The sequence below is a fragment of the Halobellus clavatus genome (genome assembly GCF_900107195.1).
In the GTDB taxonomy this organism is placed as follows: domain Archaea; phylum Halobacteriota; class Halobacteria; order Halobacteriales; family Haloferacaceae; genus Haloquadratum; species Haloquadratum clavatum.
Map to the genome: position 1 here is coordinate 205,780 of NZ_FNPB01000002.1, position 13,089 is coordinate 218,868.

The 13,089-nt window shown below is 67.4% G+C and carries 14 protein-coding genes; 9 read left to right on the top strand and 5 right to left on the bottom strand.

Going from position 1 to position 13,089, the window contains the following annotated elements:
• Positions 1-2: 2 nt before the first annotated feature.
• The gene (locus tag BLU74_RS04440) at positions 3-920 is read right to left on the bottom strand and encodes a universal stress protein (protein WP_089765624.1); all 918 of its coding nucleotides are present in this window, start codon (positions 918-920) and stop codon (positions 3-5) included.
• A 2-nt stretch (positions 921-922) separates the two neighbouring features.
• Positions 923-2,365 carry an APC family permease gene (locus tag BLU74_RS04445; RefSeq protein ID WP_089765626.1) on the bottom strand — a complete coding sequence of 481 codons (1,443 nt, stop codon included), beginning with the start codon at positions 2,363-2,365 and terminating at the stop codon, positions 923-925.
• A gap of 117 nt (positions 2,366-2,482) precedes the next feature.
• Between BLU74_RS04445 and BLU74_RS04450 the strand changes: the two genes are divergently transcribed.
• From BLU74_RS04450 to BLU74_RS04465, 4 genes are all read left to right on the top strand, one after another.
• Complete coding sequence (locus BLU74_RS04450) at positions 2,483-2,686, top strand: DUF7561 family protein (RefSeq protein WP_089765628.1); 204 nt, start codon at positions 2,483-2,485, stop codon at positions 2,684-2,686.
• 68 nt (positions 2,687-2,754) lie between these two features.
• A complete protein-coding gene (locus tag BLU74_RS04455) occupies positions 2,755-4,614 on the top strand; it encodes a helicase C-terminal domain-containing protein (RefSeq protein WP_089765630.1) in 1,860 nt (619 codons plus the stop codon).
• 154 nt (positions 4,615-4,768) lie between these two features.
• Complete coding sequence (locus BLU74_RS04460) at positions 4,769-4,978, top strand: hypothetical protein (RefSeq protein ID WP_089765632.1); 210 nt, start codon at positions 4,769-4,771, stop codon at positions 4,976-4,978.
• Between the two features lie 382 nt (positions 4,979-5,360).
• Entirely contained in the window at positions 5,361-5,549 is a 189-nt protein-coding gene (locus BLU74_RS04465; protein WP_089765634.1) for a DUF7317 family protein, read from the top strand.
• A 21-nt stretch (positions 5,550-5,570) separates the two neighbouring features.
• Here BLU74_RS04465 and BLU74_RS04470 read toward each other — a convergent pair whose 3' ends face one another.
• A complete protein-coding gene (locus tag BLU74_RS04470) occupies positions 5,571-6,695 on the bottom strand; it encodes a 60S ribosomal export protein NMD3 (RefSeq protein WP_089765636.1) in 1,125 nt (374 codons plus the stop codon).
• 112 nt (positions 6,696-6,807) lie between these two features.
• Between BLU74_RS04470 and htpX the strand changes: the two genes are divergently transcribed.
• The 5 genes from htpX (at position 6,808) to radA (ending at position 11,656) form a co-directional block, all read left to right on the top strand.
• Positions 6,808-7,677, top strand: coding sequence for a zinc metalloprotease HtpX (htpX, locus tag BLU74_RS04475; protein WP_089765637.1), 870 nt, complete (start codon positions 6,808-6,810; stop codon positions 7,675-7,677).
• Entirely contained in the window at positions 7,677-8,288 is a 612-nt protein-coding gene (gene pspAB, locus BLU74_RS04480) for a PspA-associated protein PspAB (protein ID WP_089765639.1), read from the top strand. Before htpX ends, pspAB begins: the two co-directional genes overlap by 1 nt.
• A 141-nt stretch (positions 8,289-8,429) precedes the next feature.
• A complete protein-coding gene (locus BLU74_RS04485; RefSeq protein WP_139175647.1) occupies positions 8,430-9,101 on the top strand; it encodes a hypothetical protein in 672 nt (223 codons plus the stop codon).
• Positions 9,098-10,435 carry a hypothetical protein gene (locus tag BLU74_RS04490; protein WP_089765643.1) on the top strand — a complete coding sequence of 446 codons (1,338 nt, stop codon included), beginning with the start codon at positions 9,098-9,100 and terminating at the stop codon, positions 10,433-10,435. Before BLU74_RS04485 ends, BLU74_RS04490 begins: the two co-directional genes overlap by 4 nt.
• A 189-nt stretch (positions 10,436-10,624) precedes the next feature.
• Positions 10,625-11,656 (top strand): DNA repair and recombination protein RadA, encoded by a 1,032-nt coding sequence (gene radA / locus BLU74_RS04495; RefSeq protein ID WP_089765645.1) that lies wholly within the window; start codon positions 10,625-10,627, stop codon positions 11,654-11,656.
• A 309-nt stretch (positions 11,657-11,965) separates the two neighbouring features.
• Here the strand turns inward: radA and sufU are convergent, their stop codons facing one another.
• Together sufU and BLU74_RS04505 are read right to left on the bottom strand one after the other, a co-directional pair.
• Entirely contained in the window at positions 11,966-12,394 is a 429-nt protein-coding gene (gene sufU, locus BLU74_RS04500) for a Fe-S cluster assembly sulfur transfer protein SufU (protein WP_089765647.1), read from the bottom strand.
• A gap of 106 nt (positions 12,395-12,500) precedes the next feature.
• The gene (locus tag BLU74_RS04505; protein WP_089765649.1) at positions 12,501-13,019 is read right to left on the bottom strand and encodes a hypothetical protein; all 519 of its coding nucleotides are present in this window, start codon (positions 13,017-13,019) and stop codon (positions 12,501-12,503) included.
• Positions 13,020-13,089 lie beyond the last annotated feature (70 nt).

A 13,089-nucleotide genomic window follows, 5' to 3' on the forward strand; every position in this document is an offset into this window, starting at 1 on the left:
GTTTACTCCCCCGAACCGTGGGCCGCCCCCGACGCATCGGCATCAGCCGATGGGTCGTCCGGCTCCGCCTCGGAGGGCGTCCGATCGCGGAGGACGAGCACGGGTGCGACCGCGCCGGTGGCGATCCGCTCGGCGTCGTCGCCGAGGAGCACACTCACGACCGATCCCGTCCCCTCGCGCATCACGATCACGTCCGCGTCCGCAGAGCGTTCGACGATATCCCGCACCGGCGTCGCCGTCACCGACGTCTCGGTGGTGACGGTCGCCGAGTCGACCCCCCGTTCACGGAGTTCCTCGGCGGCGCGCTCGACAGCGCGGGCGGGATCGAAGTCGTCCCCCTCGGCGGTGAGCCCCCAGAGCGTCACACGGTCGTTCTCGCCCTCGATGAGCGTCGTGACCAGATCCGCGAGGCGGTCGTCGTCGATCGGTTCACGGATCGGGACGAGCACCTCGTCGATGTCGCCGGTCGGATTCGGCAGGAGCACCGCCGTCGCGCCGACCTCCCCGGCGACGCGATCGATCGTCTGCTGGCGGCCGTGAGTGAACACGACTCGGGTCTCGGGGTCGCTCCCGGCGTCGCGGAACGCGTCCGCGAGGTCTTCGATGGCTTCACGCGCGCGCTCCTCGAACTGCAGGCTCGCCTGCTCGGTCGGGGTCTGCTCCGGGAGCTCGTGGTACGCGAGCAGCACCTCCTTGGTGGGCGCCAGGAACTCCACCAGTGACTCCGAGACGGTCTCGCCATCCAGGACGGCCAACGGGAGGAGGACCACCGGCGGCTCCCGGATCGCCAGCCCGCCGGCGGTGGCCCGGTCGGGCTCCGGATCGGTGCTGCGGTCACGCGCCTCCGTTTCGGTGCTGGTCACCGGGTCCGCGTCGGGACCGGTTTCCGCCTCGTCAGCGGTCGTTCGGTCGTCTGACATCGTTACAGCACTCCCTTGAGTTGCACGTCGTCGGCGTAGTACTTGTACCACCCGGCGGACGCCAGCATAATCGCGATCCCGATGATCTGCGATGTCGGCTGCATAAACAGAATCAGCCCCGCACTCGATACCGCGCCGAGGCCGGCGACGAGCGGGTACGCCGGGACCCGAAACGCGGGATCGTACCACTCGGGCTCGTCCCGCCGCATCGCGAAGAGCGCGACGCACATCAGGCTGTACATCACCAGGTGGAGGAACGAGGCGACCTCCGCGAGCACCTCGACTTCGCCGAGCGCGACGAGGACGAGGACCGGCCCGCCAGCCATCGACAGGGCGACGTGCGGCGTCCCGTACCGGAGGTTCACCCGGCCAGCGATGCCGGGAACGAGCGCGTCCTTGCTCACCGCGAACACGGCCCGGGAGGTAGAGAGGATCGAGGCGTTAGCGCTCGAAACCGTCGCGAGCAACCCCGCGATGAGGATCGCGATCGCGCCGGCCCGTCCACCGAAGTTGCGGGCGACTTCGACGATGGCGGTCTCGCCGAACGACGCGAGCGCGGCGCTGCCGAACGCGCTCGTCGCGACGAAGATGGTCGCGACGTAGAGCACGCCCACGAGTACCACCGAGGCGATCATCGCCAGCGGGAGGTTCCGTCCCGGTCGCTTGATGTCGCCGGCGACGGTCGCGACCTGGGCGAAGCCGAGATACGACGTGAACACGAGCGCAGCGGTCGTGAACACCGGCGTCGCTCCGAACGGAGCGAACGTCTCGGGCGTGCTGGCGCGGCCGAACACCCCCAGCGCGTCGAGGCCGCCGTACCCCAGGAAGATGACCAGGATCGTGAGCAACAGTCCGACGACGTAGTTCTGGAGTGCGGCGGCGTTCTCGGTGCCGAAGAGGTTCAGCGCAGTCAGGAACACGCCGAACAGGAGCGCCAGCGGGACGACGACCGGCACGCCCGCGACGTCGACGCCGGCCTCCGCGAGCACGGCAGCCGCGTAGTTGCCGAAGCCGACGAGGTAGAACGCGGTCGCGAACACCAGTCCGAGCCAGATGCTGATCCCGACGATGGCTCCAGGGAGCGCGCCGAGTGCGCGAGAGATGAAGTAGTACCCGCCGCCGGACTTCGGCATCGCGGTCGCCAACTCGGAGGCGGGGAGCGCGACCAGCAGCGCGATGATCGCTCCGAGCCCGAACGAGACGGCCGCGGCCGGCCCGGCCCGTCCGGCCGCGATGCCCGGGAAGACGAAGATGCCCGCCCCGATCATCGTCCCGACCCCGATGGCGATGCCGCCGGTGAGCCCGATCGTCCGCTCCAGTTCCGTTCCGGTCTCGGTGACGGACGGTTCGTCGGTCCCCTCCGGTGTCGAGACGATGGCCGTCTGTGGCGTCTCCCCCGCCCGGTTCTCGCCGCTGGCGACGGTCTCCTCGCCCGAAGCTGTCATTGTGCGTTACCTTCCCGCCCCCGAGAAGTAGAAACTATGCCAACTCACGATCGAGTCCCTTTTCGAACGCCGGGACGGTGCCGGAGCACGTTTGTCCCTCCGGGCCCTCGCGCCGATATGACGAGCGAACCCTGCGAGGCCTGCGGCCGGTCGGTCCGGATCGCCGGCGGCATCGGCGACTTCTGGTCGTTCGAGACCGACGCCACCGGCGGGATGACGCTCGAACTCGCCGACGGCGGGGAGTACTTCCTATGTCTCGACTGCATCGACCGCTTACCCGAGGATCGCGACGTGACGAGCGACGACGTCGAGTCGCTGTGAGCCGTCCGGTGCCCGCGCCGGTCACTCGGGCCTGAAGGGTTTTTATCCGAGTACGGCACAGGACCGGTGTGGACCCCGATCGGATCCCCGAGTCGTTTCCGGCCCCGAGCTTCCGCGGCGCGCAAGAACAGGCGCTCGCGGACATCCGCGACGCCTTCGCGGCCGGGAACGACGTGGTTCTCGTCCGCGCACCGACCGGGAGCGGCAAGTCACTCCTCGCGCGGTCGGTCGCCGGCGCGGCCGCGACCACCGACGAGGTCACGCCCGCCGCGGCGACCGGTGCGTACTACACGACGCCGCAGGTCTCCCAACTCGACGACGTCGCCGCGGATCCGCTCCTCGACGATCTGAACGTCATCAGGGGCAAGTCGAACTACACCTGCATCCTGAACGGCGAGACCGACACGCCGGTCGACCGCGCGCCGTGCGCCCGGCAGTCCGGGTTCGACTGCTCGGTCCGCCATCGCTGTCCCTACTTCTCCGACCGCGCGATCGCGTCGAACCGGCGCATCGCCGCGATGACGCTCGCGTACTTTATGCAGACCGCCGGCTCCGACGTGTTCCGCAAGCGGGACGTCGTGGTGATTGACGAGGCACACGGCCTCGCGGAGTGGGCCGAAATGTACGCAACGGTCGATCTGGACCCCCGGACGGTCCCCGTCTGGGACGAGGTGGGCGTCCCGGACGTCACGGCCGACAGCGACCCGCTGGAACGGACAGTCCGCTTCGCGGAGACGCTCGCAGGGGTCTGTGACCGTGCGAAGGACGAGCTCCTCCGCAACCCGGAACTGACGCCGGAGGAGGCCGCCCGCCGCGATCGCCTCCAGGAACTCCGCTCGGAGCTCCAGTGGTTCGTTTCGGACTATCGGGACCCCGAGAGTCCGACCACCTGGGTCGTCGACCAGCCCGACGGCGAGGGCAGTGCAATCACGATCAAGCCGCTGGATCCGGCCAGATACCTCCACCACACGGTCTGGGACCGCGGCAACAAATTCGCGCTGCTCTCGGCGACCATCCTCGACAAGGCCGCGTTCTGCCGCGGGGTCGGTCTGGACCCCGCGAACGTCGCTCTCGTCGACGTCGAACACACCTTCCCCGTCGAGCACCGCCCGCTGTACGACGTGACCCGGGGAAAGATGACCTACGACGAGCGCGACGAGACGCTGCCGAAGGTCGCCCGCGCGCTCGTCCGGATTATGGCGAATCACCCCGACGAGAAGGGACTGATCCACTGTCACTCCTATGCGATCCAGTCCGAACTCCAGACGCGACTCGCCCGGTTCGGCCTCGGCGGTCGCGTCCGCGCCCACGACCGCGAGAACCGCGACGCTGCACTCGAATCCTGGAAGGCCACCGACGACCCCGACGTCTTCCTCTCGGTGAAGATGGAGGAGGCGCTCGATCTCGCCGGCGACCGCTGCCGGTGGCAGGTCGTCTGCAAGGCCCCGTATCTCAACACCAACGACTCACGCGTCGCGCGCCGACTCGAGGAGGGGCAGTGGTCGTGGTACCGACGCGCGGCCCTCCGCACGGTGATCCAGGCGTGCGGACGGGTGGTCCGCGCGCCCGACGACTACGGCGCGACGTACCTCGCTGACTCGTCGCTGCTCGACCTCTTCGAGCGGACGCGCGGTGCGATGCCGGCGTGGTTCCGCGACCAGGTCGACCGACTGTCCACGCCGGACCTCCCGGCGTTCGATCAGGCCGCGCCCGGTGGCCGGACGAACGCGACACGTTCCGAGCGGCGCGAGCGGCAGCGCGACGACCCGGACTCGAACGCGGGGCGCGGTGACGCGGGGTCGACGTCCCGTTCGGCCTCTCGATCCGGCGGGTCCGCCCGGTCGTCCGGGGAGCGCTCGCCCGACCGCGAGGGCGGCGACGACAGCGACTCCGACCACCCGTTGTCGGACGTCTGGGGAGAGCGATAGCCGGAGCGGCTGCAACACTTACCAGCGTCCCGGTGGTGGCGGGCCTCTGCGACAGCGTCCCCGTGATCCACTCGCGTCACTGCTCGTCGGCCTCGACGTCGCCGCCAGCCTCACGCGACTCACTGGTCGGTTCGGCGTCGCGTTCGCGACCGGGTTGTGCTGGGCCGGCGGCGTACTCACCGTCGCGGCACTCCTCGGCGTCGCGCCGACGCTGCCGATCACCGACGAACTCCGCCTCGCGCTCGGGGTGCTCGTTCTCGGCACGGGCCTGACGGCGTACGTGGCGGGGACGCTGGCCGTCCTCGAACAGACGGTGCCCGATCCGACTCCGACCGATTCGATCCCGGGCGCGGGACAGAACTGATCACGGCTCGTCGGATCCCCGGTGCTTCGACCAGCCTCAGAACAGTAACACTGCGCCGTAGGCGACTGACGAGCCGATCATCAGAACGACGAGGATGATAGCGAGGAGCTGCTGACGATCCATACATCCGGTAACGACCCCACTGATTCAATTCTTTCGTTGGCCGGTGGCCTCCGCACCAGGTGCGGACTGTGGAAGTGCACGAGAATCGCAAGCATTGCGAAACGAATACATAATGAACGTTAATTTGGGTTCTGCTGTCGGAGTAGAAGACAAGAAAAATTGAAAGTTTGGATCATTTTGGCGGGTATCACTGCAGATATGGGACAGTTTCTCACAGAATATTTAACATCCCTACCAACGTTTGATCAGGTGTCCCGCAATGTATACCCACGGGCTGAACACGGCGATGACCCTGTACCAGAACGGCACACTGTCCCTCTCGCAGGCCGCGGCCCACGCGGGTCGCTCGCCGGACGCGTTCGTGACGGCGCTCGAACGCCACGGGATCACGGTTCGTGAGAATCAGTTCCGGTCGGGAACCGCCGACGGAGCGACGCACGCGGACTGAACGTCTCGCCCCGACCCCTCGTTACTCTGATCCGTCAGTCGCGACTGCGTCCTCGGGAAGCACGTGCAGGCCCGCTCGACTCTTGAGCACGGGGACCGTCTCGGCCCCACTGTCGACGTACGACGGCCGTGCGATCGTCTTCGACTCGTAGGTCTCGGGGTCGAGGACCTGGACCGCGTACTCGTCTTCGATCGTGACGACGGTCGTCTCTTCGGCGTCGTCGACGGTCCCGAGATGGCGCGCATCGGGCGTCTCGCCGTCCTCGAACGACGCCTCGTAGGGATCACCCGTGGTGAGCGAGACCCCTTTCAGGTTTCCGCGCACGCTCTGGACGAGCACCGGGTCCGCCTCGTCGGGTTCGATAACGTCGCCCGGCGTGAACTTCGGCAGGCGGACGGCGTACGTGACCCGATAGACCTCGTTGCCGTCGCTGTCCTCGGTCACGAGCGTGGGGTACTCCTCGACGTCGCCGCCGAGTTCGCGGACGATCCGCTTCGCGATCCCGGCCCCCATCTGGTTCGTCGAGATCTTGATATCGGTGCCGTCGTTCGTTTCGTTGATCTCGGAGATGAACGCGTTGCGGTCGCCCGTCGCCTCCCGTTCGGCGATGTACGCCTCGGCGATCTCGACCGCGCGCGACTCCTCATCGCTCGTCGGGGTCCGCTCGTCGGCGCGGACCTGGACGATGCTGGCGTAGTAGCCGCCGGCGATCCGTCCGCAGCGGTCGCACGTCTGTCGGGAGAGCAAGACCGGGACCGTCACCTGTTCCTCGCGGTAGGTGTCGCGGACGACGCCGCCGAAGGTGCAGTGCATCCGGATCGTGTTCTCGTCGACCTGTTCGGGCTCGACGCCCCAGCGGACGTCCTCGGCTTTCAGGTGGACGCCGAGCGCCTCGGTCACCTGTTCGACCGCGATGTCGGTGTAGTCGCGCGCGCCGACGTCCACCCAGCGGTTGCCCTCGTGGACCGCTCCGCACTGCGAGCAGACGCGTACCTCGATCCGCTCGGGGGCGTCGACGAGGTCGAAGTCCTCGAAGTAACAGTCGTCGCAGAGGACGGCGTCGCGCTCGCGCGGTTCCCCGGGGAGCGGTTCCTCGCGCTCCGGCACCGGATCCCCACACCGCGGGCAGAAGTCTCCCGAACTCATCGACTGTCGTAGACGACCGAGGCGGTTAAGCGCGACGAAGCGATCACCCGATTCCCCAGGGGCGGCGTCGCGTCTGCAACATCGTTTATACTCGCGAGACCGTAGGCCCGGTATGGAATGGAAACCCGACTGGGGACTCAGGAGCCGGATGGTCCTGACGATGTTCCTGCTCTTCGCCCTCTACATCGCGTTCGTGGGAGCGCTGTGGTGGACGAACTCGTTCGTCTTCCTCCCGCTGATGGGCGCGTTTGTTCTCGCACAGTTCTTCTTCAGCGACAAGCTCGCGCTGTACAGTATGGGCGCATCGGAAGTCACAGAAGCGGAGTACCCGGAGCTTCACGCGACGATCTCGCGGCTCAGTCAGCAGGCGGACCTGCCGAAGCCGACGGTCGCCGTCGCCGACTCGCGGGTTCCGAACGCCTTCGCCGCCGGCCGTTCACAGAAGAACGCGACCGTCTGCGTGACGACGGGACTCCTTCGAACGCTCGATCGCGACGAACTCGAGGGAGTCATCGCGCACGAACTCGCGCACGTGAAGAACCGCGACGTGATGGTGATGACGATCGCCTCGTTCCTCTCGACGGTCGCGTTTATGATCGTCCGGATGGGCTTCTGGTTCGGCGGCGGTCGCGAGCGGCAGGGCGGGGGCGGCATCATCGTCGCCATCGTCGCCTCGCTGCTCGTCTGGATCATCTCGTTCTTCCTGATCCGGGCGCTCTCGCGGTACCGAGAGTTCGCCGCCGACCGGGGCGGTGCGCTCATCACCGGCAAGCCATCCGCGCTGGCGTCGGCGCTGCTCTCGATCGACGGCCGGATGGATCGCGTGCCGAAAGAGGATCTCCGTGAGCAGTCCGAGATGAACGCGTTCTTCATCGTCCCGCTGAAGAGCGACTTCATCGGGAAGCTGTTCAGCACCCACCCCGCCACGGAGACGCGCGTCGAGCGCCTCCGCGAACTGGAACGCGAGATGGAGACCCGCTGATGGGCCTCTTCGACACGATCCGGGCCGTCTTCGGCACGAGCGCCGAGGCCGACGCGACCCGTGACGCCGATCCCGAGGACCTCTTCGGGATGAGCACCGCCTACGTCACGATGGAGGCCGACCTCGGATTCCGGTCGATCGACGCGGCGGCCCTCTGCTTTTCGGGCGTCGACAGCACTGACTTCGAGGCGACCGTCGACGACGTCGAAGCCATCCTCCGCGCCGGCGAGGAGGAGACGGGGACCGCGTTCGAGGTCCGCGAGGACGGCCACGGCTGGGAGTGGGTCGTCCTCCGCGACGACGACCCCGAAGACCTCGTCACCTCGGTGCACTTCGCGGCCGACGAGTTCGTCGAGCGGGGCTACGGCTCCCGACTGCTCGCGGCCGTGTTCGGCTTCGAGCGGGAGAGCGACGGCGACCGCGCGTACTGGATCTACTCGTTCCGCCGCGGGGCGTACTACCCCTTCGCGCCCGAGCGTGGCAAAGAGCGGAACCAACAGCTCGAATTCAAACTCGAATCCGTCCTCGACGGCGAACTGACGCTCGAAGACGACGAGTCCTACTGGTACCCGATGTGGCCCGACCGCAGCGGCGGTCACCCCTGGGAGTGAGCGCGCTCGCTCGTGCGCCCACCCTCGAGCGCGAGCGCCGCAGTCGCTCCTGTGTCCACCCGTATCGCGCCCAACCGAACGCTGAAACGATTCCTTGACTGTTCGCGGCCTATATCCCGGTGGGGGAGGAACGCTGAACCGATGCCCTCCAACACACAGCGGGCAACCAGACGTCGGTTCGTCGCGTCTGCGGCGGCCACGCTGGGCCTGACTGCGCTTGCCGGGTGTGGCGGTAGCGGGTCCAGTACCGGTGTTTCTCGATCCTCTCGCGAGGGACCCGGGGCCGACCCACCCGAGGACGCACTGGTCGATCCACCACGCGTCACGCTCCGCGGCTCCGGGATGGAGCCGAACGTCGTGAGTGAGACGCCGACCGAGACCGCATCGTCGGACGACGACCAGTCGGATCGTGACCGGATCGACGACTGGGCCCACTACCTCGTTAGCAACGCCGAGGACGCGTCGGCGCTCACGTTCGCCGACGTCGACGGCGCCGCCGACGCTCGCTCGTTCCTCGACGCGACCGACTTCAGTTCACAGACCATCTACGTCGAGCGACACCTGGTCGACGAGTGCTTTCGCCAACGGCTCTGCTGGGTCCGCTGGACCGAGAACAACATCGAGACTGACTACGCGCGCATCCTTCGCGACGCCGACGTCGCCTGCGAGGCCAACGCCCAGGTAGCAGTGACGTATCTCATTCGACTCCCCGTCACCCTCGAACCCGGGCAGATCAACAGCTACAGTTCCGGCAGCGGCGGCGGCCCCTGTCCCCGCCCGGACGACGCGACGCCGGAGGGGAATGCATCGTGACCCGAACCGATCGCCGCCGGGGCGTCACCCGTCGGCACCTGCTCGCGCTGTCGGGCGCCGGCGCGCTCGCCGGACTCGCCGGCTGTTCGGGACTCCTCTCGGGACAGCCCGAACAGACCGTCGACGCCGACGCGCTCACCGAGATGGTGGCCGGAGACGCGCTGACAGTCCCCGAGACGCTCCCGGTCGACATCGAGGCGTCGTTCGTGGCCGAGCAGCGATCGATCGCCGAGTCCGACCTCGACCGTATCCCCGCTCCGTTCGACAGCGAGACGATCCCGAACGGCGTGATTCGGGGGCGCTTGAACAACATGTACGACTCGGCGACCGACTCGGTCGCCCGGATCGACGAGGCCGAGACGCCGTACGAACGCCTCCAGCGGGCGAACCGCGCGCGAGTCTCGGCGCACGAGGCCCGCGCGGGGTGGCGCGCAATCGACGACGATCTGACGCTGGCAGCACTCCGGGAGTCGGTCCCGTCCATCGAGGGACGGATCGCCAGCGTCGTACAGCGCTGGTCACACGTCGGTGACGACCCCGTCCGCGCGATCGTCGTCCACGAGGCGATCGAGAGCGAGATCCGGGCCGCCCGAAACTGGCTCTCCTCGCGGAACCGCCGGGAGCGGAGCGATGGGACCGCCCTCGACGTGGCTGACCTCGCCGAGGACCTCGAGCGCGCGCGGACGAGCGTCACGGTCGCGGCCTACGTGTTCGACCGCTTCCGAGCGGGTCTCGACACGACCACGGAGCAGCGGCCCCGCTTCGAGGCGGCCCGCGAGGAACTCCGGACGCGACTTCGCGACCGACAGGACGCCCTCCCGCCGAGAGACGTCGACGAGCCGACGTCGCTCGTGGACCGCGATATCGAGGAGACCACGGGCGTGCGAGCGCTCGCCAGTCTGGGAACCGAAGCCAGCTATCGAGCCGAGCAACTGACCGAATCCGACGACGACCCCTTCCTCGCGAACGAGGTCGTCGGGGCGGCCGATGCGCTGGTGTACGCCCGGGCGTTCGAGTCGCTCCGCGAGCGGCTCGAAAACGGGGACGACGTCGCCGTCGAGAGCGTCGACGACGTCTCGGCGCTCCGATCGGACGCGATATCGGCCGTCGAGGACGCACGGAGTACCGACCGCGGCCACCTACTCGTCAACGAACTGTTGCCACGGTTCGCGAACGAGATCCGGTGGACCGACGAGCGCTTCGCGCGGGAATCAGGCACCACAAGCCTCGATTCGGTCGCATACGACGCCGTGGACTACGTCGTCGCGGCCGCGACGTGTCGAGCCGTGCCGCGCGTGAGCGCCGACGTGGCAGGCGTTCTTCGGGACTCTTAATCCACCGCTGTCGCGTTCAGCAGCCCTCGTCGAGGGCCGTCGCCATCGGCTGTCGCAGTCTGTCGCCCGCGGCTTCCGACAAAAACGCTCGGAGCGTCGTGTCGCCCACCACGCCTCCGTGAGCCGTTTTCACTTTCACTTTGGTGTTAACGAGGGTTTATGTGCCAGTGGGGCCCAGAGTCGGATACGATGCCAGAAGACGATCTCGAAAGTCTACCGGGTGTGGGGCCAGCGACAGCGGACAAACTCATCGATGCGGGGTTCGAGAGCTATCAGGCGATCGCCGTCGCGAGTCCGGGCGAGATGTCAAACACCGCCGACGTCGGTGAGTCGACGGCGGCCGATATCATCAACGCCGCCCGCGACGCCGCCGACATCGGTGGCTTCGAGACGGGTTCGACCGTCCTCGAACGACGCGAGAAGATCGGGAAGCTCTCCTGGCGGATCGACGAGGTCGACGACCTGCTGGGCGGCGGCATCGAGACGCAGTCCATCACCGAGGTGTACGGTGAGTTCGGAGCCGGCAAGTCGCAGGTGACCCACCAGATGGCGGTCAACGTGCAACTCCCGCCCGAACACGGCGGGCTCGGCGGTTCCTGTATCTTCATCGACTCCGAGGACACGTTCCGCCCCGAGCGGATCGACGACATGATCCGCGGGCTCGACGACGAGGTCATCGAGGACCTGCTCGAACGCCGCGAGATCGAAGGCACTCCCGGCGACGACGAGGCGATGGACGCGCTCCTCGACTCGTTCCTCGAGTACATCCACGTCGCAAAGGCGTTCAACTCCAACCACCAGATCCTCCTCGCGGAGAAAGCCAAAGAGCTCGCCCGCGACAACGAGGACGCGGAGTTCCCGGTTCGACTCCTCTGTGTCGACTCGCTCACGGCACACTTCCGCGCGGAGTACGTCGGCCGTGGTGAACTCGCCGAGCGCCAGCAGAAGCTGAACAAGCACCTCCACGACCTGATGCGGATCGGCGACCTCTACAACACGGCCGTCCTGGTGACCAATCAGGTCGCCTCCAACCCCGACTCGTACTTCGGCGACCCGACCCAGCCGATCGGCGGCAACATCCTCGGCCACACCTCGACGTTCCGCATCTACCTCCGGAAGTCGAAGGGCGACAAGCGGATCGTCCGCCTGGTCGACGCGCCGAACCTCGCCGACGGCGAGGCCGTGATGCGCGTCCAGGACGGCGGTCTGAAGCCCGAGTAAGACTTCCGCATTCGGCCGCTATCGATCCCGGAACACCGGATGCTCTCGTTGTGGCACCCGGAGCAAGCGAACGCCACCCGCTCGATCGCAGCCTCGTCCCCCGTCGCTCTCCCGTCGTGTCCGGTGATGTTGTGACTCGACGTCGGAACTCGACGCTCGAGGCGACCCCGTCATCGTGGTCGGGCGACAGAGACCACCGGCGGCCGACAGCGGGCAGTCGCTCACGGGCGCGCAGTCGGTTCTCCGCAGCACGGCGCGCTCACGCCGAGCGACGCGCCGGAGGGCGCACGTACCGAGACAGCGCGTGGCTCACTCGGCGTCTTCCTCGGTCGTCGTCTCGTCGAGGTCGATCTCGCCCTCGTGGATGGCGGCCCCGTCTTGGGCCACCTGTCGGGCGAGGACGGCACACTTGATCCGCATCGGCGAGATGTCGACGCCGAGCATTCCGGTGATGTCGTCTGTGTCCATCGAATCGAGTTCCGACAGCGTCATTCCGCGGAGTTCCTCAGAGAGCATACTCGCGGAGGCCTGACTGATCGCACAGCCGTTCCCGGTGAACGTCACGTACTCGATCGTCTCCTCGTCGTCTTCGAGTTTGACGTTCATCGTGATCGTATCGCCGCAGGAGGGATTCTCCCCGGTGTGTGAGAAGTCCGGCTCCGACATCTCGCCCTTGTTCCGGGGGTTCTTGTAGTGATCCAGGATCTGCTGCCGATACATATCCGAGCCCATACCCATAGTTGTCCGAAGTACGGCGGACTGGCGCAAAAGAGTTCCGCCGACGGGCGGCCGAACGGCCGCCGAACCGGGCGCTCGACGGGTGTGTCCCCCGCGTGGACCCGACTCAGAGTAAGCCGAGCGATCGCGCGATCCCCGACACCGAGTTGATCACGGTCCACTTTACTGCGTTCCCGGTACCGATGCCGGAGAACCTGATGTCGCCGTCGGCGACGGCGTCACGGAAGGTGGCCGCGGGGTTGTCGGCGGTGAGCGTCTCGTTGAACGTCTCTCTGTCCGTCGACATCCGCAGCGTCGCATCCGAGCGCGGGCCCTGATCGAGTTCTGTCATCCGCAACTGGTCGTCCATCCGGAAGGAGAACGTCGCCGTCTCGCCGTCGGCGCCGGTCACGACGAGGTTCACCCGCTCGTTCGACAACTGATCGCCCGCGATCCCCAGATCGACCTGCGTGATCGACTCGTTGTACGTGGCGACCATCCCGCTGAACTCTCCGTAGGCCTCGTCGGCCCAATCGGGCTGTGACGATTGCGCCGACTGTGCGGTCGCGACGCCACTCGTGACCACGAGTATGGCCAGAACGACACCGATCCACCGGAACTGGGCGCTGTACCGCGGCGATTCCATACTGAGCAGTAGGGTGACGGTGATATTAAATTAGATGGCGAGTTCCGGTCGCCCTCGACAGACAGGGCGT

Coding starts and splice junctions, on each gene's coding strand:
- BLU74_RS04465 (WP_089765634.1), top strand. CDS start 5,361: ATGTATACCCACGGGCTGAACACGGCGATGACCCTGTACCAGAACGGC.
- BLU74_RS04470 (WP_089765636.1), bottom strand. CDS start 6,695: ATGAGTTCGGGAGACTTCTGCCCGCGGTGTGGGGATCCGGTGCCGGAG.
- BLU74_RS04440 (WP_089765624.1), bottom strand. CDS start 920: ATGTCAGACGACCGAACGACCGCTGACGAGGCGGAAACCGGTCCCGAC.
- sufU (WP_089765647.1), bottom strand. CDS start 12,394: ATGGGTATGGGCTCGGATATGTATCGGCAGCAGATCCTGGATCACTAC.
- BLU74_RS04505 (WP_089765649.1), bottom strand. CDS start 13,019: ATGGAATCGCCGCGGTACAGCGCCCAGTTCCGGTGGATCGGTGTCGTT.
- BLU74_RS04450 (WP_089765628.1), top strand. CDS start 2,483: ATGACGAGCGAACCCTGCGAGGCCTGCGGCCGGTCGGTCCGGATCGCC.
- pspAB (WP_089765639.1), top strand. CDS start 7,677: ATGGGCCTCTTCGACACGATCCGGGCCGTCTTCGGCACGAGCGCCGAG.
- BLU74_RS04445 (WP_089765626.1), bottom strand. CDS start 2,365: ATGACAGCTTCGGGCGAGGAGACCGTCGCCAGCGGCGAGAACCGGGCG.
- radA (WP_089765645.1), top strand. CDS start 10,625: ATGCCAGAAGACGATCTCGAAAGTCTACCGGGTGTGGGGCCAGCGACA.
- htpX (WP_089765637.1), top strand. CDS start 6,808: ATGGAATGGAAACCCGACTGGGGACTCAGGAGCCGGATGGTCCTGACG.
- BLU74_RS04485 (WP_139175647.1), top strand. CDS start 8,430: ATGCCCTCCAACACACAGCGGGCAACCAGACGTCGGTTCGTCGCGTCT.